General features: G+C 67.9%; 19 protein-coding genes and 1 other RNA gene. 8 read left to right on the forward strand and 12 right to left on the reverse strand.

The genetic code is table 11. The features are described from left to right. Positions 1-10: 10 nt before the first annotated feature. Positions 11-535, reverse strand: a complete 525-nt coding sequence (gene secB / locus HOP59_RS07470) for a protein-export chaperone SecB (RefSeq protein WP_010626035.1) — start codon at positions 533-535, stop codon at positions 11-13. A gap of 41 nt (positions 536-576) precedes the next feature. Beyond that, positions 577-999, reverse strand: coding sequence for a rhodanese-like domain-containing protein (locus HOP59_RS07475; protein ID WP_010626034.1), 423 nt, complete (start codon positions 997-999; stop codon positions 577-579). A gap of 293 nt (positions 1,000-1,292) precedes the next feature. Between HOP59_RS07475 and gpmI the strand changes: the two genes are divergently transcribed. The 3 genes from gpmI (at position 1,293) to HOP59_RS07490 (ending at position 5,432) form a co-directional block, all read left to right on the forward strand. Then, positions 1,293-2,861: a 2,3-bisphosphoglycerate-independent phosphoglycerate mutase gene (gene gpmI, locus HOP59_RS07480; RefSeq protein ID WP_234253379.1), complete on the forward strand. Its 1,569-nt coding sequence runs from the start codon at positions 1,293-1,295 to the stop codon at positions 2,859-2,861. Positions 2,862-2,919: 58 nt separating this feature from the next. Continuing rightward, complete coding sequence (locus tag HOP59_RS07485; RefSeq protein ID WP_010626032.1) at positions 2,920-4,062, forward strand: murein hydrolase activator EnvC family protein; 1,143 nt, start codon at positions 2,920-2,922, stop codon at positions 4,060-4,062. A 71-nt stretch (positions 4,063-4,133) separates the two neighbouring features. After that, the gene (locus HOP59_RS07490) at positions 4,134-5,432 is read left to right on the forward strand and encodes a S41 family peptidase (RefSeq protein WP_026037816.1); all 1,299 of its coding nucleotides are present in this window, start codon (positions 4,134-4,136) and stop codon (positions 5,430-5,432) included. Between the two features lie 98 nt (positions 5,433-5,530). On the opposite strand, the gene HOP59_RS07495 is transcribed toward HOP59_RS07490, so the two are convergent. The 4 genes from HOP59_RS07495 to HOP59_RS07510 form a co-directional block, all read right to left on the reverse strand. Then, on the reverse strand, positions 5,531-6,778 hold the full coding sequence (locus tag HOP59_RS07495; protein WP_234253380.1) for a UbiH/UbiF/VisC/COQ6 family ubiquinone biosynthesis hydroxylase: 1,248 nt from the start codon (positions 6,776-6,778) through the stop codon (positions 5,531-5,533). A 14-nt stretch (positions 6,779-6,792) separates the two neighbouring features. Then, positions 6,793-8,004, reverse strand: a complete 1,212-nt coding sequence (gene ubiH, locus HOP59_RS07500; RefSeq protein ID WP_234253381.1) for a 2-octaprenyl-6-methoxyphenyl hydroxylase — start codon at positions 8,002-8,004, stop codon at positions 6,793-6,795. A 77-nt stretch (positions 8,005-8,081) separates the two neighbouring features. Continuing rightward, positions 8,082-9,422 (reverse strand): Xaa-Pro aminopeptidase, encoded by a 1,341-nt coding sequence (gene pepP, locus HOP59_RS07505; RefSeq protein WP_234253382.1) that lies wholly within the window; start codon positions 9,420-9,422, stop codon positions 8,082-8,084. A 43-nt stretch (positions 9,423-9,465) separates the two neighbouring features. Beyond that, a complete protein-coding gene (locus tag HOP59_RS07510; RefSeq protein ID WP_010626027.1) occupies positions 9,466-10,041 on the reverse strand; it encodes a UPF0149 family protein in 576 nt (191 codons plus the stop codon). 162 nt (positions 10,042-10,203) lie between these two features. Here HOP59_RS07510 and HOP59_RS07515 point away from each other — a divergent pair, with 162 nt between their 5' ends. From HOP59_RS07515 to HOP59_RS07525, 3 genes are all read left to right on the forward strand, one after another. Next, positions 10,204-10,524, forward strand: a complete 321-nt coding sequence (locus HOP59_RS07515) for a cell division protein ZapA (protein WP_234253383.1) — start codon at positions 10,204-10,206, stop codon at positions 10,522-10,524. Between the two features lie 36 nt (positions 10,525-10,560). Next, a non-coding RNA gene (gene ssrS / locus HOP59_RS07520) (6S RNA) lies at positions 10,561-10,745 on the forward strand. A gap of 9 nt (positions 10,746-10,754) precedes the next feature. Continuing rightward, the gene (locus tag HOP59_RS07525; protein ID WP_234253384.1) at positions 10,755-11,384 is read left to right on the forward strand and encodes a 5-formyltetrahydrofolate cyclo-ligase; all 630 of its coding nucleotides are present in this window, start codon (positions 10,755-10,757) and stop codon (positions 11,382-11,384) included. A 386-nt stretch (positions 11,385-11,770) separates the two neighbouring features. Here HOP59_RS07525 and ilvA read toward each other — a convergent pair whose 3' ends face one another. Then, the gene (ilvA, locus tag HOP59_RS07530; RefSeq protein ID WP_234253385.1) at positions 11,771-13,285 is read right to left on the reverse strand and encodes a threonine ammonia-lyase, biosynthetic; all 1,515 of its coding nucleotides are present in this window, start codon (positions 13,283-13,285) and stop codon (positions 11,771-11,773) included. A 169-nt stretch (positions 13,286-13,454) separates the two neighbouring features. Here ilvA and rpiA point away from each other — a divergent pair, with 169 nt between their 5' ends. Next, positions 13,455-14,129, forward strand: coding sequence for a ribose-5-phosphate isomerase RpiA (rpiA, locus tag HOP59_RS07535; protein WP_010626023.1), 675 nt, complete (start codon positions 13,455-13,457; stop codon positions 14,127-14,129). Between the two features lie 14 nt (positions 14,130-14,143). Here the strand turns inward: rpiA and waaA are convergent, their stop codons facing one another. The 3 genes from waaA to HOP59_RS07550 are packed head-to-tail and all read right to left on the reverse strand — an operon-like array spanning position 14,144 to position 17,962. Continuing rightward, a complete protein-coding gene (gene waaA, locus HOP59_RS07540) occupies positions 14,144-15,445 on the reverse strand; it encodes a lipid IV(A) 3-deoxy-D-manno-octulosonic acid transferase (RefSeq protein ID WP_234253386.1) in 1,302 nt (433 codons plus the stop codon). Then, positions 15,445-16,875, reverse strand: coding sequence for a bifunctional D-glycero-beta-D-manno-heptose-7-phosphate kinase/D-glycero-beta-D-manno-heptose 1-phosphate adenylyltransferase HldE (hldE, locus tag HOP59_RS07545; RefSeq protein ID WP_010626021.1), 1,431 nt, complete (start codon positions 16,873-16,875; stop codon positions 15,445-15,447). The genes waaA and hldE overlap by 1 nt, the downstream gene beginning before the upstream one ends. After that, complete coding sequence (locus tag HOP59_RS07550) at positions 16,865-17,962, reverse strand: glycosyltransferase family 9 protein (protein ID WP_234253387.1); 1,098 nt, start codon at positions 17,960-17,962, stop codon at positions 16,865-16,867. Before HOP59_RS07550 ends, hldE begins: the two co-directional genes overlap by 11 nt. On the opposite strand from HOP59_RS07550, the gene HOP59_RS07555 reads away from it, so the two are divergent. Then, positions 17,961-18,674, forward strand: coding sequence for a 3-deoxy-D-manno-octulosonic acid kinase (locus HOP59_RS07555; protein ID WP_234253388.1), 714 nt, complete (start codon positions 17,961-17,963; stop codon positions 18,672-18,674). The two genes, HOP59_RS07550 and HOP59_RS07555, sit on opposite strands and share 2 nt — an antisense overlap. On the opposite strand, the gene HOP59_RS07560 is transcribed toward HOP59_RS07555, so the two are convergent. Then, on the reverse strand, positions 18,650-19,693 hold the full coding sequence (locus HOP59_RS07560) for a glycosyltransferase family 9 protein (protein ID WP_010626018.1): 1,044 nt from the start codon (positions 19,691-19,693) through the stop codon (positions 18,650-18,652). The genes HOP59_RS07555 and HOP59_RS07560 overlap by 25 nt on opposite strands. Beyond that, a complete protein-coding gene (locus tag HOP59_RS07565; RefSeq protein ID WP_234253389.1) occupies positions 19,690-20,826 on the reverse strand; it encodes a glycosyltransferase family 4 protein in 1,137 nt (378 codons plus the stop codon). Before HOP59_RS07565 ends, HOP59_RS07560 begins: the two co-directional genes overlap by 4 nt. Positions 20,827-20,852: the final 26 nt, after the last annotated feature.

Genomic DNA, 20,852 nt, shown 5'->3' on the forward strand with positions numbered 1-20,852 from the left:
GAGCCTGCCCTTACTGGGTGGTCTGCTCGCCCTGCTGCTGGGCCTGCTCGGCCTCGCGCTTCTTCTTCTGAGCGAAGATCGCCTCGAAGTTGACCGGCGCCAGCATCAGGGGCGGGAAACCGCCGCGGTTGACCAGATTGTCGATGCACTCGCGGGCGTAGGGGAACAGCACGTTGGGGCAGAAGGCACCCAGGGTGTGCTCGAGCTGGGCACCCTCGATGCCACTGATGCGGAACAGGCCGGCCTGCTCGATCTCGGCCAGGAAGGAGGTGGTGCCTTCCTCGCTGTGACGCACCTGAGCGGTCACCTTGATCGAGACCTCGTAGAGATCCTCGCCGACCTTGCGGCTGCTGGTGTTCAGATCCAGACCGACCTTGGGCTTGAACGGCTGCTGAAAGACCGCCGGCGAGTTGGGCGCCTCGAAGGAGATGTCCTTGACGTAGATGCGCTGCACGGCGAACTGAAGCTGCTGCTTCTGCTGGTCGGCGGCGGCCTGGTTGCCGCCGGCGGCGTTCTGGCTGTTCTCTTCGGCCATGGGAAGATTCCTTTTGCGTTCTCTTGCGTCTTGTGTGTTGGCTATTTCTTGACCATCGGCAGGCCGTCGGCCTGCCACTGCATCATGCCCCCCCTGAGCTTGAAGACCCGGGTGAAGCCGGCCTTGGCCAGCTTGGCCACGGTGATGCCGGAAGACTGACCGCTCTTGCACACCACGATGATCGGCTTGTCCTTGAGCTTTTCCAGCTCCTTCATGCGCTCGTCGACCTTGCTCTGGGGAATGTTGCGCGCCCCGGCGATATGGCCGGCCTTGAAGTCGCCCGCCTCGCGGGTATCGACCACGACGGCATCCTCACGGTTGATCAGTTGGGTCGCCTGGGTGGACGTCACGCCGCTGGCGGCACTGTTGCGGACCTCGTAGATGATCCAGGCGGTCAGCACCATGAGGAAGGCGCCCACCAGAAGCGGGTGATTCTGCACGAATTCGAACAGCTGATCGATCATGGGTCCGGCACACTCTTTGTCGGAAATAGCGAGAATATCGGTAGGGTAGGGCACCCGGAAGGCGAGAGTATACACCATGCGGCAATGCCCCGCGGCAACGCCGCCGCCAACGTGTCGGGGTCATGACGCTCGCCTGACCGTGCGTTATGATGCCGCAAGCCGACTCAAGTCGCGACCCCCGTCGTCCAGGAGCCTGTCTCGCCGCGCTCTTCACTACCTAGCCCGACCGGCGCGGACAGCCTCCCGGACGGCCCGCTGTCGCGCCCACCACGCTCAAGAGGCTCATTACCCCGATGACGACTCAGACCGCCCCACGCCCCGTTGCGCTGATCATTCTCGATGGCTACGGCCACAACCCCGACCCCACCGACAACGCCGTGGCCGCCGCGCACACGCCCAACATGGACCGCCTGTGGCAGCAGCAGCCCCACGCGCTGCTGCATACCGACGGCAAGTACGTGGGCCTGCCCGAGGGGCAGATGGGCAACTCCGAGGTGGGGCACATGAACCTGGGCGCAGGGCGAGTCGTTTATCAGGAACTCACCCGCATCTCCAAGGCGATCGAGGATGGCGATCTCGACCTCATTCCCGCCCTGACCGACGCCATCGATGCCGCGGTGAGCGCCGGTCGCGCCGTGCACCTGCTGGGCCTGCTCTCGCCGGGCGGCGTGCACAGCCACGAGGATCACATCCTGGCCATGGCCGAGCTGGCCGCCCGCCGCGGTGCCCAGCGCATCTACGTGCACGGCTTCCTCGACGGCCGCGATACCGCGCCGCGCAGCGCCCTGGCCTCCATCGAGCGCACCAACGCGCGCCTCTCCGAGCTGATCGGCGCCGACAACGGCTTCGTCGCCTCCATCGTCGGCCGCTACTTCGCCATGGACCGCGACAACCGCTGGGACCGCGTCGAGAAGGCCTACCGGCTGCTCACCGAGGGCGTCGGTGAATTCGAGACCTCCAGCGCCGAGCAGGGGCTGCGCGACGCCTACGAGCGCGGCGAGAACGACGAGTTCGTCTCGGCTACCGTGATCCACACCGAGCAGGGTCCGGCCAGCATCGCCGACGGCGATGCCGCCATCTTCATGAACTTCCGCGCCGACCGCGCCCGCGAGCTGACCCGTGCCTTCGTCGAGGACGGCTTCAGCGGCTTCGAGCGCCGCGTGTGCCCGCGGCTTGCCGGCGGCAGCCTGGTCACCCTGACCCAGTACGCCGCCGACATTCCCGCCCCGGCCGCCTTCCCGCCCGCGGACCTGCACAACACCCTGGGCGAAGTGATGGAGCAGCGCGGCCTGACCCAGCTGCGCATCGCCGAGACCGAGAAGTACGCCCACGTCACCTTCTTCTTCTCCGGCGGCCGCGAGGCCGAGTTCGAAGGCGAGACCCGCGTGCTGGTGCCCTCGCCCCAGGACGTCAAGACCTACGACGAGAAGCCCGAGATGAGCGCCGTGGAAGTGACCGACCGCCTGGTGGAGGCGATCGACTCGGGCCGCTACGACCTGATCGTGTGCAACTACGCCAACGGCGACATGGTCGGCCATACCGGCGACTTCGACGCCGCGGTGAAAGCCATCGAGGCGGTGGACGCCTGCGTCGGCCGGGTGGTGGAAGCCATCGAGCGCGCCGGCGGCGCCGGCCTGATCACCGCCGACCACGGCAACGCCGAGCAGATGGTCAACCCCGCCACCGGCGTGGCCCAGACCGCCCACACCACCTTCGAGGTGCCGCTGATCTACGTCGGCCCCGACGCCGTGACGCTGCTCGACGACGGCCGCCTGTGCGACATCGCGCCGACGCTGCTGACCATGATGCGCCAGCCGATTCCCGAGGAGATGAGCGGTCGGGTGCTGATCGAGCCGGCATGATCATCGTCTGCGAGCACCACCGGCCATGAGGCGAGCCCGACGGCAACCGCGACGGGCCTTGACCGCCATCCTGCTCCTGCTGTCGGGCCTGGCCTGGCTCGGGCCGGGGCTGGCCGGCGCACAGGCCCAGCCCAGCGAACGTGAGGCCCAGGAGCGTCTCGACGCCATCGGCAGCGAGATCCAGGCGCTAAGTCGGCGCCTGGGCCAGACCCGTGAGGCCCAGGACGAGGCCAGCCGCGAATTGCGCCAGGTGGAGACGGCGCTCGGCGAGACCCACCGCCGGCTGGACGGCATCCAGGCCGACCGTCGCAGCCTCGCCGACGAGCTTGCCGCGCTGGAGTCCGCCCGCGACGAGCTGCAAGTCGAGCGGGCCGAACAGGTCGAGATGCTCAATGCCCAGCTCGATGCCCTCTATCGCCTGGGGCTCACACCGCAGCTGAAACTGCTGCTCAACCAGGATGATCCGGCCCGCCTCGACCGCCTGCAGACCTACCTCAACCATCTGGCCCGGGCGCGCAACGAGCGCCTCGACGAGATCGCCCGCCTCGATGCCGAACTGGCCGAGAACCGACGCGAGCGGGAGGCCCGCGGTCGGCAGCTCGACGCCCTGGCCGACGAGCTGGAAACCCGCAGCAGCGAGCTGGCCGAGCGCATGGCAGATCGTGAGCGTCTGGTGGCGGAGTTGGGCGAGCGCTACAGCGACGAGCAGTCGCGCATGGCACGCCTCGACCGTGACCGCGGCGAGGCGGAGCGGGTGCTCGAACGGGTGCGCGAGGAACTCGCCCGCATGCAGCGCCCACCGCCCTCCACCGCCATCGAGCGCACCCGCGGCGACCTGCCCTGGCCGGTGCAGGGCAACGTGACCTCTAACTACCGGCGCGGCGACGGCGTGCACTACAACGGCATCCTGATCGAAGCCCGCGAGGGCACGCCGGTGGCAGCCGTGCATGCCGGTCGAGTGGTCTTCGCCGATTGGATGCGCGGCTTCGGCAACCTGCTGATCATCGACCACGGCGACAACGTGATGACGCTGTATGCCCATCTGCAGCGCTTCGACGCCCAAGTCGGCCGAGCCGTCTCACGCGGCGACACGCTCGGCGCGGTGGGCAACAGTGGCGGCCACACCTCGCCGGCCCTCTACTTCGAAGTCCGCCGCAACGGCGACCCCATCGACCCCCAGGCCTGGATGGCACGAAGATGACCCGTGGTGTTTCACAAGCTCCTGGCCACGGGCTATGCTGGACAGCCTCGCCTCGTAACAGCGGAGTTAGCATGTCTTCACGTACCGCCCGCCGACCTTCCGCCGCCAGCCGAACGATGAGCGCGCTAGCGTCGGCAACGCTGTTGATGCTGGCCCTGGCCGCCCCGCCGGCCCTTGCCCAGTCCTCTCCCGTGGACGAGCTGCCGCTGGAGGACATCCAGACCTTCGCCGAGGTGTTCGAACGCATCAAGCGCGCCTACGTGGAAGAGGTGGACGACAGCACCCTTCTGCGCAACGCCATGCGCGGCATGCTCAGCGAACTCGATCCTCACTCCGCCTACCTCGACCGGAGCGAATTCCAGAGCCTGCGCGAATCCACCGAAGGCGAGTTCGGCGGTATCGGCATCGAGGTCGGCCTGGAAGAGGGGCGTCTGACGATCATCACGCCGATCGACGACACGCCCGCTTCCCGCGCGGGCCTGCAGGCCCGCGACGTGATTCTGGAGATCGACGGCAACCCCACCGAACGACTGTCGCTGCAGGAGTCGGTGACGCTGATGCGCGGCGAGCCCGGCAGCCAGATTCGCCTGAACATCCTGCGCAGCGGCCAGGAGGCGCCTCTCGACGTCACCCTGACCCGCGAGATCATTCGCACCGAAAGCGTGCGCAGCGAGATGCTGGAGCCAGGCTACGGCTACCTGCGGGTCAGCCAATTCCAGAGCCGCAGCGGCGAGCAGGTCAACAACGCCATTCGCCGAATGGAGCGCGACGGCCCGCTGCAGGGCCTGGTGCTCGATCTGCGTAACAACCCGGGCGGCGTACTGCAGGCCGCCGTCGCCGTGGCCGACGCCTTCCTGCAGAGCGGCTTGGTGGTCTACACCGAAGGGCGCCTGCCGGACACCCAGATGCGCTTCTCCGCCAGCCGCGAGACGGCCGCCCCCGACGTACCCCTCGTGGTTCTGATCAACGGCGGCAGCGCCTCCGCCGCGGAAATCGTCGCCGGCGCGCTGCAGGACCAGCGCCGCGGCGTGATCATGGGCACCGAGAGCTTCGGCAAGGGCTCGGTGCAGCAGGTGATGCCGCTGGGCAACGGTGAAGGGCTGAAGCTGACCACGGCGCTCTACTACACGCCCAACGGCCGCTCGATCCAGGCCATGGGCATCGAGCCCGACGTCAGGGTAGTACGCGGCCGCCTGGAAGTAACCGAGAGCAGCCGCCAGCTGCGTGAAGCGGACCTGGAAGGCCATCTGCGCTCGCGCAGCGAGCCTCGGGCCATGACCCAGGAAATGAGCGAGCGGCTGCGCGAGGACTACCAACTCGGCGAAGCGCTCAATCTGCTGAAGGCGCTCAACGTACTCGAGCGCCGCTAGCCCCTTGCTGGTTGATAGCTGAACGGGCTGGTGGTTGAATGGACTGATGCTTGAACGGACCGCAGGGAGCCGGCAGCGCTGGCTCCCTGCGTCCAGAGTCAACGGCAGGAGGCCGGCAGCCGCCCCCGCTCGCCGATGGCCTGACGCATCAGCAGGCGCTTGATCGGCACCAGCCGGTCGACCCCGGAAAGTCCCAGGTTGCGCGACAGCGTCACCAGCGGGTGACGGGTGCCGAACAGCAGCCGGAAGCCGTCCATCAGCGCCAGCATGGCGCTATTGTCGCCGCGTCGACGCCGCGCATAGCGCGCCAGCATGCGCGGCTCGCCCAGGTCGATGCCGCGCCGCCGCGCCGTGACGAGCTCTTCGGCCAGCACCGCCACATCCATCAGTCCCAGATTGACGCCCTGGCCCGCCAGCGGGTGAATGCTGTGCGCCGCATCACCCACCAGGGCGAAGCCGGACTGCACGTAATCCTGCGCGTGCCGCTGGGTAAGCGGCACCGACACTGCCCGGTCGACGACCTCTACCGCTCCCAGGCGCGCCTCGAAGGCGACCTCGAGCGCCTGCCCCAGTGCCTCGGCATCGAGCGCCGTGAGCCGCTCGGCGTCCTCAGGAATGGTCGACCAGACGATCGAGCAGTAGTGCGCGTCGCCGTCGATGGTCAGCGGCAGGAACGCCAGCGGGCCGCTGTCGCGGAACACCTGGCGCGCCACGCCGCCATGCCCCCGCTGGGTACGCACCGTCGTGACCACGGCCACGTGGCCGGTATCGCGGGCATCCACGGCGATGCCCGCCATCTCGCGCAGCGGCGACTGGGCGCCATCGGCGGCCACCACCAGCGGTGCCGTGAGACGGCGGCCATCCTCGAGCAGTACGCTGCGCTCACCGCCCGCCTCTTCGAGCCCGGTCACGCGCCTGCCCAGCTCGACGCAGACCGTGGGCAGCTCGGCCAGGCGCCGCTCCAGTGCGGCCAGCACTACGTCGTTCTCGACGATATGACCCAGCACCGGCACGCCGGCCTGCTCCGCCGAGAAGTTGACCTCGCCGCTGCCCTCGCTGTCCCACACCTGCATGAAGCGATAGGGCGTCACCCGGCGCACCGCCATCCACGGCCAGGCGCCGAGCCCCTCCAGCAGACGTTGGGAGATCGGCGTCAGGGCGCTGACACGCAGCGCCGGCCTGCCCGTACCCACCGCCTCGGCGGCCAGCGGCTCGGGGCGCGCATCGAGCAGCGCCACGCTGATGCCCGCCTGTCCCAGCAGCGCCGCCAGGGCAGCTCCTACCATGCCGCCACCGACCACGATCACCTCGAATCGGGTCGCTGGCTGCCGTGCCGTTTCCGTCATTGCTCGCTCCAACCTCATCTCTCCAACCCCATGGCGCGGCGCGCCAGTCCCCGGCGCAGCGGGCCGAACAGGTTGAGCCCCACCAGCCCGGCCGCCCGGGCGTGGGCCAGCAGGCCGCTGTCGATGCCGAACAGGCGTACCAGGCCATCGCTGAAGCGAATCACCTGATGACGGTCGACGATGCGCCTGGCCTCGAAGTCGCGCAGCGTCAGCATGCCGCCCAGCGACTCGCCGCTGGCCAAGGCCTGTTCGAGCGCAGCCGTCAGGTCGGTCACGCCGCGCAGCGCCAGGTTGAACCCTTGCCCCGCTACCGGGTGCAGCGAGTGGGCGGCGTTGCCCAGCACCGCCAGGCCGGGCCGTATGGTCTCCTTGGCGGTGACCAGGCTCAGCGGATAAGCGTGACGGCTGCCGACGCGGCGGAAGCGCCCGACGCGGTCGCCGAACGCTTGCTGCAGCTCGGCAAGGAAGTCGCCGTCACCAAGCGCGAGGTGGGCCGCTTCACGCCCGGCAGGCAGGGTCCAGATCAGCGCCATCTGCTGGCCCGGCAGCGGCAGCAGGGCGATGGGCCCCTCTCGAGTGAAGCGCTCGTAGGCGATACCGTCGTGAGGGCGACTGACTTCGACGTTGGCGATCAGCGCCACCTGGTCGTAGGACGCCGAGTCGCTGGCGATGCCCAACTGCTCCTTGAGCCCCGAGCGGCCGCCATCGGCCAGCACCGTCAATGCCGCCTGCAGCGTACAGCCATCGGAAAGGGTGAGCCGATGCCCCTCTCCCTCGGGCACGACCGCCTCGACGCCGGCCGGGCAGTGCCACTCGATGGGCAGCTCGGCCAAGCGTCGATGCAGCACCTGCCCCATCCAGGCGTTGGGCAGTACGTAGCCCAGCGCCGGCTGATCGAGCTCGGCGGCGGTGAGCCGGGTCACCCCCAGACGCCCCCTTTCGCTGACATGAATGCGCCGGATGGCGGCGGCCTGATCGGCCATCTCTTGCCACAGGCCCATGGCGCGAAAGCGCTCCGCCGAGCCCTGGGCGATGGCACTGGAGCGCGCATCGAAGCTGGGCTGCCACGCTGTGGCCGCCAGCTCCGGCATGGGAGCGGCCTCGATCACGGCCACCGACAGCCCGTGGCGCTCGATCAGCGGCGCCAGGGCACAGGCCAGACTGGCCCCCACCAGGCCGCCTCCGACGATGGCGACATCCACCTGACGCGTAGCGACCGCCGTCATGAGGCCAGACCCGTACTACAGCCTGCCGTTTCGTAACGTAAATTACGTAATAACATGAAGAAAACGTCCTTTACTGGTTACTCGCTAGCCATCAACGTCTCGATATCGGCCACCCGCTTTGGCACATCGCCAGTCAACACCTCGCATCCCTCGGCCGTCACCGCCACATCGTCTTCGATACGAATGCCAATGCCACGATAGGGCAGCGGGATGTCGTCATCGGCCGGCACGTACAGCCCGGGCTCCACCGTCAGCACCATGCCCGCTTCCAGCGGCCGCGGCTTGCCGTCGAGGCGATAGCTGCCCACGTCGTGCACGTCGAGTCCCAGCCAGTGCGAGGTCGAGTGCAGATAGAAGCGCTTGTAGCTTTCGTCCTCGATGCGTGCTTCCACTTCGCCCTGGAGCAGGCCCAGCCGGATCAGCCCGGCCGTGAGGTCGCGCACCACGCCGTCATGAATCTCGACCAGGGTCGCACCAGGGCGAACGGCGGCCACGGCGCGCTCCTGGGCGGCCAGCACCAACTCGTAGAGCTCGCGCTGGGCCTCGCTGAAACGGCCACCGACGGGAAAGGTGCGGGTGATGTCGCCGGCATAGAGATCGAACTCGACGCCAGCGTCGATCAGCACCAGTTCGCCGTCACGCAGCGGCTCGCTATTCTCGATGTAGTGCAGCACACAGGCGTTGGCGCCGCCACCCACGATGCTGGCGTAGGCCGGGCCGCTGCCGCCATGCCAGCGGAATTCGTGCTCCAGCTCGGCCTGCAGATGGTATTCGGCCAGGCCGGGGCGGGCAGCCAGCATTGCGCGCCGGTGAGCGCGGGCAGAGATTCCGGCCGCGTGGCGCATCAGGGCGAGTTCAGCCTCGCTCTTGATCAGACGCATTTCATGCAGCAGCGGGGCGAGATCGACATAGCGCTGCGGCGGGCAGGCGCCGCGCCGCACCCGTGCGGTCAGGCGCTCGCGTATCTCATCGGCCAGCGCCATGCTCTCGGCGTCGCCGAGCATCAGGTAGAGACTGGTACGCCCATCGAGCAGGGTCTCCAGCCGTTCATCGCGCTCGGCGTTCTCGAAGGCTTGATCGAGGCCATGCTCGCGCACCGCGCCCTCGGCGCCCAGGCGAATGCCGTTCCAGGCTTCGAGGCTCGGGTCGCGGTCCTGGCAGAACAGCACGCTTTCGCCTTCGCTGCGGCCCGGCAGGAGCAGCAGCAGGGCGTCGGGCTCGGCAAAGCCGGAGAGGTAGTGAAGGTCGCTGTTCTGGCGGAAGGGGTAATCGCTGTCCCGCGAACGGGTGACCAGGCCGGCGCCGGGCAGCAGCACGGCGCCGTCGGTAGGCAGCTGCGCCATCAGCGCCTGGCGGCGGGCGCGATATTCGTCGTTGCCGATCGGCTCAGGGCGGGGCAGGGGGGGGGCGGGCAGCATCGTGGCTCCTTGCGTGCTCCGGATGAATGGGGGTGGTTCGGGTTCAGTGCCGGGTGGACTCGCCGCGCTCCACCTGCGGCTGACCGGGATGCTGTTCGGTATAGAGCAGCATGGCGGCCATGCGCGCATGCTCGGTCAAGGCGAACAGGTCGTTCTCGTTCTCGGCGCTGTCGTCGATGTCGGTCTCGATGACCGCGAGCCCGGTCAGGTCCTCGATGGCTTCGCGCAGCGCCTGGGACCAACCTTCGCGCTTGGCCTCGCCGGCGTCGTCGATGACCTCGAGGAAGCCGAGCGTCCACTCCTGCAGGCCCCGAGCCCGTTCGGCCAGGGAGAAGAGCTCGTCGGGCAGTAGCGGTTCGTAGTTGAGACCACTGTCGGCCAGCGCGTCGAGGCTCTGGCGACGCCAGGCCAGCAGCGTCTCGCCGCTCTCGCGGTCGCGGGGCTGCTCGACGCCGAGCCCCAGGCATACCTCTTCGAGCCAGGCTTCGGCGGAGACGTCGTGCAGCGCCAGCTCGGCACACAGCCTGCCATCGAGAAAGGCCGGCGACTGCATGCTGCCGTGAAGCAGGAAGAGATCGGCCAGGGTGGAAAAATCCAGGCGTTCATCGGGCGAAGACATGCAACGATACCTCTTGAGAATCGCGGTGAGAGGCCTGATGCCGGCGGCGCTGCGTTGACCGCCTGCGAAGGGCTCTCTTATAGTTAGTGGATGATCGAATTGATGTGTCTTGATTCGCCGATGTTAACGCATCGGGCCGACAAGCCGACACCGGAGCCCTCCATGAGCGATGACGCCACTCGCCCCACCGCCCAGGTGACCCTGCTGGGTAGGCACTATGTGTTCGCCTGCAACCCCGGCGAAGAGCGCAAGCTGGAGCGGGCCGCACGCTATCTGGATCGCGCCATGCAGGGCATACATTCGCAGAACAATCTGCTCGCCAGTGAGAACGTGGCACTGATGGCCGCACTGAACATCGCCCACGAGCTGCTCGAGATCCAGGACGCCCGGCGTGACGAGGAGCAGCAGCTGGGGCAGCTCAGCGAGCGCCTGGAGCGGGCCATGGCAGGCGCGGCCCTGGGTAACAGAACTCCTTCCGAATGACATTGGACGCACCCGGCAGCTCTGTTAGGATGAAGGTGTTCCCTGGGGTGTTGGCCAGTCGTTGAAGTCCCTCGAGCCTATGAGCAATACCCAGGGCGGCCATTAGCTAGCCGGACCCGTGTGCATGTCCGTGCGTCGGAAAGCCTGACGGTTCGGCTGCGGCCACCCACCTTGAACCAAGGGTTCAAGGGCCAGAACGACAGCGGCATTCTGGGGAACCTTACCTTGCCATGAATCTTCCTATTGACGCTCTCAGCGCCGATGCTTTCTCTTCTCGTCGCGAGCTACGCCAGGAGCTGAGACGCCGACGCCGGGCTCTGAGCGCAAGCCAGCGCAAGCAGGCCGATCGCGCCCTGTGTCAGCGCCTGAAGCGACTGCCCGAGGTGCACCGGGCCAGGCGTGTCGCACTCTACCTGCCCAACGACGGCGAGATCGATCCGCGACCGCTCATTGCCTGGCTCGATCGGCGCGGAGTTCGCATTTACCTGCCGGTGTTGAAGCCGCTCTCGGACAACAGCCTGTGGTTCGTCCACTACCATCCGGGCACGCCCATGCGGCGCAATCGCTTCGGCATTCCCGAGCCCCATACCCGCCATGGCGCGCATCGCGCTCGCCGCATGCAGGCCTGGGCGCTGGATCTGATTCTGCTACCGCTGGTGGGTTTCGACGACCTGGGCCAGCGCATGGGCATGGGCGGCGGCTTCTACGACCGCAGCCTGGCCTTCACCCAGCGGCCTGGCCCCCGGCCGACCCTGATCGGCCTGGCCCACGACTGCCAGCGGGTGGACCGCCTGCCGGCAGCGCCCTGGGACGTACCGCTGGACGCCATTGTCAGCGATACCCGTGTCGTGCGCCCCTGAGCCTCGCGAAGGCTATAAAATGCGGGCGTAAAAAAACCGGCCGAAGCCTGGCTTCGACCGGTTTTATTGCTTTCGGATCCTGCGCTTATCTGATCATGGCACTGCCTGCCGACTCAGCCGCCTGTGAGTGCCTGGGCGTACCCGGTGACGACGACGCCAATGCCAAAGGCCAGCACCAGTGCCATGACCAGATCGGGCTTACGCTTCATTATTACCAACTCCTGACGTTCCCGTGATTGAACCGTGACGGCGGTAGCCGCGACAGCGCCGACTATAGGGCTTGACAGGCGTTGATGACAACCGCTTGAAGCGACGATTACAAAAAGAAACCCATGCCACTTCTCGCCTTTGCCGTAAGTCAGCGCTCACCCCACGGTTTTTCGGGCTCAGGCCATGAACAGGCGATAGGCGTCGTTGTCCGACTCCTTCCAGTAGCGATAGCCGATCTCGTCGAAGTGCTCCTCGACGTGGGAGCGATCGCCGTTGGGAATCTGCATGCCGACCAGTACGCGACCGAAGGCAGCGCCGTGGTTGCGGTAGTGGAACAGCGAGATGTTCCAGTCCTGGGGCAGGTGGGTGAGGAAGTTCATCAGCGCCCCGGGGCGCTCGGGGAACTCGAAGCGGTAGACCTCCTCGTCGAAGTGCTCCTTGGGCCGGCCGCCGCCAAGGTGGCGAATGTGCAGCTTGGCCAGCTCGTTGTCGGTGAGATCGACCACCGGGTAGCCGGCTTCACGCAGCTTTTCGATCACCGCCTGACGATCCTCGCCGTCCGGCTTGACCTGCACGCCGACGAAGATGTGCGCCTCCTCGGGGTCGGCGTAGCGATAGTTGAACTCGGTCACCATGCGCTTGCCGATGGTGCGGCAGAACTTCTTGAAGCTGCCGGGGCGCTCGGGAATGGTCACGGCCAGGATCGCCTCGCGCTGCTCGCCGAGCTCGGTACGCTCGGCGATGTGCTGCAGGCGGTCGAAGTTGGTGTTGGCGCCCGAATTGATGCACAGCAGGGTCTGGCCCTCGACGCCGGTCTGTTGGATGTACTTCTTCAGCCCGGCTAGCGACAGCGCCCCGGAGGTCTCGGATACCGCCCGGGTGTCGTCGAAGATGTCCTTCACCGCCGCGCACATCTCGTCGGCGTTGACGGTGATGACGTCGTCGATCAGGTTGCGCACGATCTTGAACGGTATCTTGCCGATCTGCGCCACCGCCACGCCCTCGGCGAACACCCCGACCTGCTCCAGCGTCACGCGCTTGCCGGCGGCCATCGCCGCCTTGAGACAGGCGCTGTCCTCGGCCTCCACCCCGATCACCTTGATGTCCGGGCGCAGGTACTTGACGTAGGCCGCCACACCGGCGATCAGCCCGCCGCCGCCCACTGGCACGAAGATGGCATCCAGCGGCCCGGTGTGCTGACGCAGGATCTCCACCGCCACGGTGCCCTGGCCGGCGATGACGTCGATGTCGTCGAAGGGCGGGATGTAGGTGTAGCCGTGCTCGGCCATCAGCTCCTGGGCATGCTCGGCGGCGGCGGCGAAGGCGTCGCCCTTGAGCACCACCTTGGCGCCGCGGGCGCGCACCGCCTGGACCTTGATCTCCGGGGTGATGCGCGGCATGACGATCACCGCCTTGACGCCCATCAGCTTGGCCGCCATGGCCAGCCCCTGGGCATGGTTGCCGGCCGAGGCGGCGATCACGCCCTTGGCCTTCTGCTCCTCGGAGAGCTGCGCCATCTTGTTGTAGGCGCCGCGAATCTTGAACGAGTAGACCGGCTGCAGGTCCTCGCGCTTGATCAGGATCTGGTTGCTGAAGCGCCGTGACAGGAAGGGGGCCGGGGAAATGGGCGTTTCACGGGCCGCTTCGTAGACGTGGGCCTGGAGGATCTTCTTGACGGTAGCTTCGAGCATCCTGACGTTTCCAAGGGTGGCGCAGAGGGGCGGCAGCCTGTGCTGCACTGCAGAGAACCCCTATAGGTAGCATTCTCGGCGCCTCGCCGTCCAGCGAACGCGTCGGCAGGAAGCATAACGTGGCCTATAATGGCGCGGCACCCGCCATCCACTCTGATACGAGCAAGACATGACCCAGGACGAACTGAAGGACGCCGTGGCCGCCGCCGCCATCGCCGAAATCGAACCGTGGCTCGAGCGCGACACCATTCTCGGCATCGGCACTGGCTCCACCGCCAACCTGTTCATCGACCGCCTGGCGCGGCTGCGCGACGACTTCAAGGGCGCCGTAGCCAGCTCGGAGGCCAGCGCCAAGCGTCTGCGCGACCACGGCATCGAGGTGTTCGAGCTCAACAGCGTCGGCACGGTGCCTTTCTACATCGACGGTGCAGACGAAGTGAACGCTCACCTTCATATGATCAAAGGCGGCGGTGCGGCGCTCACCCGCGAGAAGATCGTGGCGGCCTGCGCCGAACGCTTTATCTGCATCGCCGACGGCTCGAAGCGGGTCGAGCGCTTGGGCGCCTTCCCGCTGCCGGTGGAGGTGATTCCCATGGCCCGCTCCTATGTCGCACGCGAACTGGTCAAGCTGGGCGCCGACCCGGTCTACCGCGAGGGGGTGGTCACCGACAACGGCAATCAGATCCTCGATTGCTTCGAGTTCATGATCGACGACCCGGTGGCCATGGAGGCCCGCATCAACGCCATCGTCGGCGTGGTGACCAACGGTCTGTTCGCCGCCCGCGGCGCCGACGTGCTATTGCTGGGCACTGAGCAGGGGGTGGAGCGGATGACCCCGGCCTGACAGTTAGCAGGTGCTCACTCACCTGGCAGTAGCTGCTCAAGGCCGGCCATGGTGCGTGCCAGGGCGCCGCGGTTGGCTGCCACCACCGCCAGGCCGGCCTCGGCCAGGCGGTGGCGCTCGGCCTCATCGAGGAACAGGGTGACCAGCGTATCGGCCAGCATGGCGCTGTCCCTCACTTCCACCAGCGCGCCACCCTGACGCAGCGTCTCGGCCACGTCGGCGAAGTTGGCCAGCTCCGGGCCGGTCAGCACCGGTACGCCCATGGCGGCAGGCTCGAGCAGGTTGTGTCCGCCCACCGGCACCAGACTGCCGCCGACGAAGGCCAGGTCGGCGGCGCCGTAGAGCATCAGCAGCTCGCCCATGGTGTCGCCCAGATAGACGCCAGTTCGTCCATCCGGCCACTCATCGCGGGAGCGCCGCGCCAGCGCCATGCCGCGCTCGCGGCAGAGCTCGGCCACCGCCTCGAAGCGCTGCGGATGGCGCGGCACCAGGATCAGCAGCGCGTTGGGGTAGGACTGACGCAGGCGGGCATGCGCCTCGAGCAGCCGCTCGTCCTCGCCGGGGTGGGTGGAGCCGGCCACCCACACGGGACGCGAGCCCAGCCGCGTGCACAGCCGCTTGCTCTGCTCGCTCGCGGCATCGTCCGGGGTCAGGTCGTACTTGAGCGAGCCCACCACGTCGGTGCGGGTGGCCGGCATGCCCAGGGCACGGAAGCGCTCGGCATCGCCGCGGGACTTGGCAGCCAGCCAGTCGAGCTGGGCCAGCGCCGAGGCCATCAAGGGCCGCAGGCGGCGATAGCCGCGAAAGGCGCGCGGCGAGAGACGTCCGTTGACCACCGCCGTGGGCACGCCGCGACGGCGACACACCGTCAGCAGGTTGGGCCAAAGCTCGGTCTCGAAGAAGATGGCGAGCTCCGGGCACAGGCGTGCGACGAAGCGCTTCGCGGCCCCGGGGTAGTCCAGCGGCAGGAAGCGATGGGCAAGACGCTCGGGCTCGCCTGTCCGGCGTCGCGCCTCGATCAGGGCATGCACCCGCTCGGCGCCGGTGGCGGTCATGGTGGTCACCAGCAGCCGATGGCGGGGGTAGTGTGCCAGCAGCGCCTCGATCAGCGGGCGGGCCGCCTGCACCTCGCCCACCGAGGCGCAGTGCAGCCATAGCCAGGGGCCGCTGGCGGGTGAGCGAGACAGCAGCCCGAGCCGCTCCCAGCGGGAGTTAGTGAGCGCATGCTCACGCCATACCCTGCGCCAGACGAGAGGCGAGAGCAGATAGAGTGCCGCCGAGTAGAGCCAGCGCGGCCAGCGGCGCGGCGCCGACATCAGCTCTCGCGGTCGAGAATGGTGGCGATCATGGCGGTGGTGGAAACCCCGTCCTCGAAGCCCAGCACCTTCACCTCACCGCCGGCGGCACGTACGGCATTGCCACCGGCAATCTCGTCGACGCGATAGTCGCCGCCCTTGACCAGCACGTCGGGCAGCACCGCCTCGATCAGGCGCTGCGGGGTGTCCTCGCTGAACGGCACCACCCAGTCCACCGCACCGAGGCCGGCCAGCACCTGCATGCGCCGGGCGAGGGGATTGATCGGCCGCTTAGGCCCCTTGAGCCGACCGATGGAGGCGTCGTCGTTGACCGCCACCACCAGCCGGTCGCCGAGCTGCCGGGCGTGCTCCAGGTAGGCCACGTGGCCGGCGTGGAGGATGTCGAAGCAGCCATTGGTCATCACCACCCGCTCGCCGCGCATCTGGGCGGCACGCACCGCCTCGACCAGCGCCGTCTCCTCGATGACGCCGAACTCGGCCAGCTTGTCGCCATGCACGGCGGTATAGAGCTCGGCGATGGAGAGCGTGGCGGTACCGGGCTTGGCCACCACCAGGCCGGCGGCCAGGTTGGCCAGGGTCATCGCCTCGGGGAAGCCGTGGCCGGCCGCCAGCGCCAGCCCCAGTACGCCGATCACGGTGTCGCCGGCGCCGGTGACGTCGAACACTTCCCGCGCCCGGGTGGGCAGGTGCAGCGGTTCGTGATCGCCGCGAATCAGGGTCATGCCTTTCTCGCTACGGGTGATCAGCAGCGCCTCGAGCTCGAGCCGGGCGCACAGCGCCGCGCCCTTGGCGGCCAGCTCCTCGTCGTCGCGGCAGTGGCCGACCACCGCCTCGAACTCGGCCAAGTTGGGGGTGATCACGCTGGCGCCGCGGTATTTGGTGAAGTCGCTGCCCTTGGGATCGATCAATACGCGCTTGCCCGCGCTGCGCACCAGTGCGATCAGCTCCTCGACCCGGCTGAGCGTACCCTTGCCGTAGTCGGAGAGGATCACCAGGTCGCAGTCGGGAAGCCCCTGTTCGACCCGCGCCAGCAGTCCGCGGGTGTCGAGCTCGTCCAGGCCATCCTCGAAGTCGAGCCGGATCAGCTGCTGGTTGCGGCTCATCACGCGCAGCTTGGTGATGGTGGGAATACCGGGGCTGCTCTGGAAGTAGGTGTCGACCCCGGCGGCGTCCAGCCGCTCGACCAGTCGGCGGGCATTGTCGTCGTCGCCGACCATGCCGCTGAGGGCGGCATGCGCCCCCAGCGAGGCGATGTTGAGCGCCACGTTGGCCGCCCCGCCGGGCCGGTCCTCGCACTCTTCCACCCGGACCACCGGCACCGGGGCCTCCGGCGAGATGCGTGAGGTGCCACCATGCCAGTAGCGGTCGAGCATCACGTCACCCACCACCAGCACGTGCGCCTGTTCCAGCGCGGTCAGGTCAAGCTTCATCGGGACGTTCCTCTTCCTTGCGGTCGTTGGGGCGCACCAGCAGCGCATCGAGCCGTTCGACGACATCGTCGACGCGAATCAGCGTCATGGCATCGGGATGGCGTACACGCTGGCCCCAGGTGATGTCGTCGGGTTCGCGGTGCATGTAGGCACGCACCGCATCCGGGTAGCGGTTGACCACGTAGTCGCGCCACAGGTAGGGCGCGGCGCGGTCCGGATTGGTGGTAGCGAACAGCCCCACTACCGGCGTGCCCATGGCATTGGCCATGTGCACGGGGCCGGAGTCGGGAGCGATCACCGCCCGGGCGCCGGCGATCAGCGCCAACAGCCCCTTGAGCGAGGTAGCGCCGATGGCATCGATCACCGCTTCCGGCCGGCTGAGGGCAGCGATACGCTCGCCCATTTCGCGTTCCTGGGTGCTGCCGCCGCCGGTGAGCACCGTCTTCAGACCGTACTGAGCCCAGGCGTGTTCAATGACGGCGGCATAGCCCTCCGCCGACCAGTTGCGAAAATTGCGCAGCCGCGGGTTGGCGCAGGGGCTCATCAGCAGGTAGGCGGCTTCGCCGGTCAGCGCCGTGGCCTCTTCGAAGGCCGTCGCCGGCACCGGCATGTCCCAGGCCAGCGAGGTGTCCTCCACCCCCAGCAGGCGGGCGAAGTCGAGGAACGACTCCAGCACGTGGGCACGGGGATGGGGTGCCAGCTGACGATGGGTGAACCAGTGCTGGGCATCCTTGGCGCGCGCCTTGTCGTAGCCCACCCGCACCTTGGCCCTGAGCCCCAGCGAAAGCACGCTGGCCCGCAGCGCCTGCTGCATGTGCAGCAGCACGTCAAAGCGGGTATCGCCCAGCTCACGCCACAGCCGGCGCATACCGGCAAGCCCCGAGGCCTTGTCGTAGACCACGAATTCGACCCCCGACAGGCCAGCCAGTAAACTGTGTTCCGCCTTGCCGATGATCCAGGTGATGCGCACGCTGGGCCACTGGCGCTGCAGGGCGCGTATGGTGGGCACCAGGTTGCAGACGTCGCCGAGGGCGGAGAGTCGCAGCACGGCGATGTGACGCGGTTGGGCGGGCAGAGGATGCTTCATGCAGTTGGCAACGTGTCGAACGGGAAAGACCTTCATTCTATATGATGCGGACAGTGTATGTGACGCCGAGCCGGCGCCACAAATCGGCCCGCCGCTGTTCGACCCCGCGCATTGGCACCGCTGTGGAAAGGTGCTCGGCGAAGCCCCCGGGCGCGGCAGCAGCCTGTTTCTCGACGCCGGACGCGAGCAGTGGGTGCTGCGTCCCTACCGTCGCGGCGGCCTGATCGCCAGGTTGAGCGAGAGCCGCTATCTATGGACGGGGCTCGAACGCACCCGCGCCTTTCGCGAGCTGCGCCTCACCGCCCACCTGCACCGCGAGGGGCTGCCGGTGCCGCGACCGGTGGCCGCCTCGGTTACTCGCTGCGGGCCGACCTACACGGCCGCCCTGATCACCGTGCGCATCCCCGAAGCCGGGGCCCTGGCCGAACGCCTTGCCGAGGCCGAGCCGGCGCTGCTCGAACGGGTCGGCGCCACCATCCGCCGCTTTCACGCGGCGGGCCTCGATCATGTCGACCTCAACGCCCGCAACCTGCTGATCGATGCCGACGGTAGCGTCTGGCTGATCGATCTTGACCGCTGCCGGCTGCGCCCACCCGGCGCCTGGCAAGAGGCGAACCTGGCGCGACTGGCCCGCTCGCTGAGCAAGTTCGGCGCGCCCGCCGCGGCCATGGAGACGATACGCCGCGGCTACGCCTCCGATGACGCCGGCTGACGCGCCTTGCCGCGCTCGGGGTAGAGCCGCTGGAGCAGCTCCTCGAGGCCCTGCAGGATATCCATCCTGCCCGGCACCTGGCCGTCACGGTGGAACACCGCCTCGTGGCAGTCCTCGTAGCGCGGCCAGTAGCGAAACGGCACGGTCATGAAGAAGATCCCCAGCGTCGGGGTATGAGTCGCCAGCGCCAGGTTGCGCACGCCGGTATCCCCCGACACCAGCACGCTGGACGCCGCCATCCACGGCGCCAGCCGCTCCAGGTCCATGCGTCCCTCGATCTCCACATTGTCGTGGCGGGCCGCCACCTCGGCGAGGAAGTCGCCGGACTCCTCGGATTTGTGGCCTTCGAGCAGCACATGGCGATAGCCGGGAAATTCGACGGCTGCCTGCTCGATCAGTTGGCGCCATGACTCCTGGGACAGCGACTTTTCCGCCACGGCGGCATAGGGGAAGTAGACGATGCGCGGCTTCGCCAGAGCGCGCTGATGGCGCGGCATGGCGAATTCCAGCGGGTACTGCGGCTTGTGCCCCATGATCTTGAGAAAGTCGAGCAGTACCTCGGCTTCGTAGTGAAAGTCCGAGCGCAGGATGCCGACATCGAACAGCAGCTTGTTGAGCCCGCTGCGGTAGGGAAAGCCGAGCTTGACCCGCGCCGACGTCAGCAGGGTCTGCAGGCGCGAGCGGGCCGTATCGGCCAGATCGAAGAGCACGTCGACCTCGCGGTACTGGCGCAGGGAGTGCAACTGCTCACGCAGCGAACCGCGGGAGTCCAGCACGTGCACCTCGTCGACCAGGTCGTCGGGCACCGCATACTGGTACTTGCTCACCGTACTCAGGGTGATGTGCGCCTGGGGAAACAGGCGCCGGAGTTCGACCAGGAACGGCCGTGTCGCCATCATGTCGCCGAAGGCGCACTGGCGGATCACCAGAATGCGGCGCACCTGCTCCACGTGCAGCCGCGACAGCCATTTGCGACCGCGATTGTTGAGATAGCCGCCCTTTTCGATCCAGGCTTTCATGATGTTGGCTCCTTCCCGGCGTATTCTCGAATCAGGGCTTCGACATGCGCCGCCACGCCGAAATGGCGCTCGGCTCTTGCCCTTGCCGTCTGGCCGAGGCGCTCGCGCAGGGCCGCGTCCTGGCCTAGCTCCGCCATGGCCTCGGCCCAGGCCTGCGACTCCTCGGCTGCGGCAAGGCGCCCGCAGTCGGCCTCGAGCAGCTCGGGAATCGCCCCGCTGTCGGCACCGACGATGGCCTTGCCGGCGGCCATGGCCTCTACCACGGTAAGGCCGAAGGCCTCATTACGCGATGGCACGCAGACGATGTCCAGTGCCTCGAACAGGCGCGGCAGGTCAGGACGAAACCCGGCAAAAGTCACGCGCTGCCCCAGCTTCAGCTCCTCGATCCGCGAGCGCAAGTGCGAGACGTAACGTTCGTCGCTGCCTTCGCGGGCGCTGAGCCCGCCGATCAGCACGCCGTGCCAGGCCAGCTCGGGAGCGCGCTCGGCCAGTCGGGCCAGCCCTTCCAGCCACACCTCATGGCCCTTGCCGTCGGTCAGGCGCCCGGGCAGGCCGATCGCCACCTGGCCCGGCATGACGCCCAGCTCGCGGCGCAGCGCCTCACGAGCCGGCTCATCCAGTTGCGGCGCATAGGGCGTCAGGTCGATGCCCAGGTAGAGCCGGCGAATGCGCTCCGGCGGCAACGGAAAGGCCTTCAGGTTGCGCTGGCGGGTGGCCTCGCTGATGGCAAAGAGCCGGCTGACGCGCCCGTAGGCCCAGCGATGGTAAAAATCCTTCTTCGGCCGGGTCACGCCCATGTGATCGGTGAAGAACAGCTGGAGCGTCGGTCGCAGGGTCGCCAGCAGCGCGCCCAGGCGCAGGTCGCTGGACTTGTGACAGTGCAGCACCTCGATACCATGGCGCTTCAGGTAGCCCAGTATGCGCCCCACCTGCAGCAGCGCCCGGCCGCGCGAGGGCACCGTCAGCGGTGCGATACCGGTCGACGCCAGGCTCTCGGCGACCCGCGAACCGGCCAGGGCCAGGCCATGGGCCTGCCACCCCTGACGTTGCAGCTCGGGTATAATCCGCGCAGGATACATTTCGAGTCCGCCCCAGCCATCCGATAGGCAGATATGCATGACCTTGTACGACAAGGCTGTCTCCTTCGTCGGTCAACCGG

It is taken from the genome of Billgrantia aerodenitrificans, from assembly GCF_021404405.1.
GTDB classification, from domain to species: Bacteria; Pseudomonadota; Gammaproteobacteria; order Pseudomonadales; family Halomonadaceae; genus Halomonas; species Halomonas aerodenitrificans.

What these genes read in the sequence shown, in the direction of transcription:
- secB (WP_010626035.1), bottom strand. Translation starts at nt 535, where the DNA reads ATGGCCGAAGAGAACAGCCAGAACGCCGCCGGCGGCAACCAGGCCGCC.
- HOP59_RS07475 (WP_010626034.1), bottom strand. Translation starts at nt 999, where the DNA reads ATGATCGATCAGCTGTTCGAATTCGTGCAGAATCACCCGCTTCTGGTG.
- gpmI (WP_234253379.1), top strand. Translation starts at nt 1,293, where the DNA reads ATGACGACTCAGACCGCCCCACGCCCCGTTGCGCTGATCATTCTCGAT.
- HOP59_RS07490 (WP_026037816.1), top strand. Translation starts at nt 4,134, where the DNA reads ATGTCTTCACGTACCGCCCGCCGACCTTCCGCCGCCAGCCGAACGATG.
- HOP59_RS07495 (WP_234253380.1), bottom strand. Translation starts at nt 6,778, where the DNA reads ATGACGGAAACGGCACGGCAGCCAGCGACCCGATTCGAGGTGATCGTG.
- ubiH (WP_234253381.1), bottom strand. Translation starts at nt 8,004, where the DNA reads ATGACGGCGGTCGCTACGCGTCAGGTGGATGTCGCCATCGTCGGAGGC.
- pepP (WP_234253382.1), bottom strand. Translation starts at nt 9,422, where the DNA reads ATGCTGCCCGCCCCCCCCCTGCCCCGCCCTGAGCCGATCGGCAACGAC.
- HOP59_RS07510 (WP_010626027.1), bottom strand. Translation starts at nt 10,041, where the DNA reads ATGTCTTCGCCCGATGAACGCCTGGATTTTTCCACCCTGGCCGATCTC.
- HOP59_RS07515 (WP_234253383.1), top strand. Translation starts at nt 10,204, where the DNA reads ATGAGCGATGACGCCACTCGCCCCACCGCCCAGGTGACCCTGCTGGGT.
- HOP59_RS07525 (WP_234253384.1), top strand. Translation starts at nt 10,755, where the DNA reads ATGAATCTTCCTATTGACGCTCTCAGCGCCGATGCTTTCTCTTCTCGT.
- ilvA (WP_234253385.1), bottom strand. Translation starts at nt 13,285, where the DNA reads ATGCTCGAAGCTACCGTCAAGAAGATCCTCCAGGCCCACGTCTACGAA.
- rpiA (WP_010626023.1), top strand. Translation starts at nt 13,455, where the DNA reads ATGACCCAGGACGAACTGAAGGACGCCGTGGCCGCCGCCGCCATCGCC.
- waaA (WP_234253386.1), bottom strand. Translation starts at nt 15,445, where the DNA reads ATGTCGGCGCCGCGCCGCTGGCCGCGCTGGCTCTACTCGGCGGCACTC.
- hldE (WP_010626021.1), bottom strand. Translation starts at nt 16,875, where the DNA reads ATGAAGCTTGACCTGACCGCGCTGGAACAGGCGCACGTGCTGGTGGTG.
- HOP59_RS07555 (WP_234253388.1), top strand. Translation starts at nt 17,961, where the DNA reads ATGCAGTTGGCAACGTGTCGAACGGGAAAGACCTTCATTCTATATGAT.
- HOP59_RS07550 (WP_234253387.1), bottom strand. Translation starts at nt 17,962, where the DNA reads ATGAAGCATCCTCTGCCCGCCCAACCGCGTCACATCGCCGTGCTGCGA.
- HOP59_RS07560 (WP_010626018.1), bottom strand. Translation starts at nt 19,693, where the DNA reads ATGAAAGCCTGGATCGAAAAGGGCGGCTATCTCAACAATCGCGGTCGC.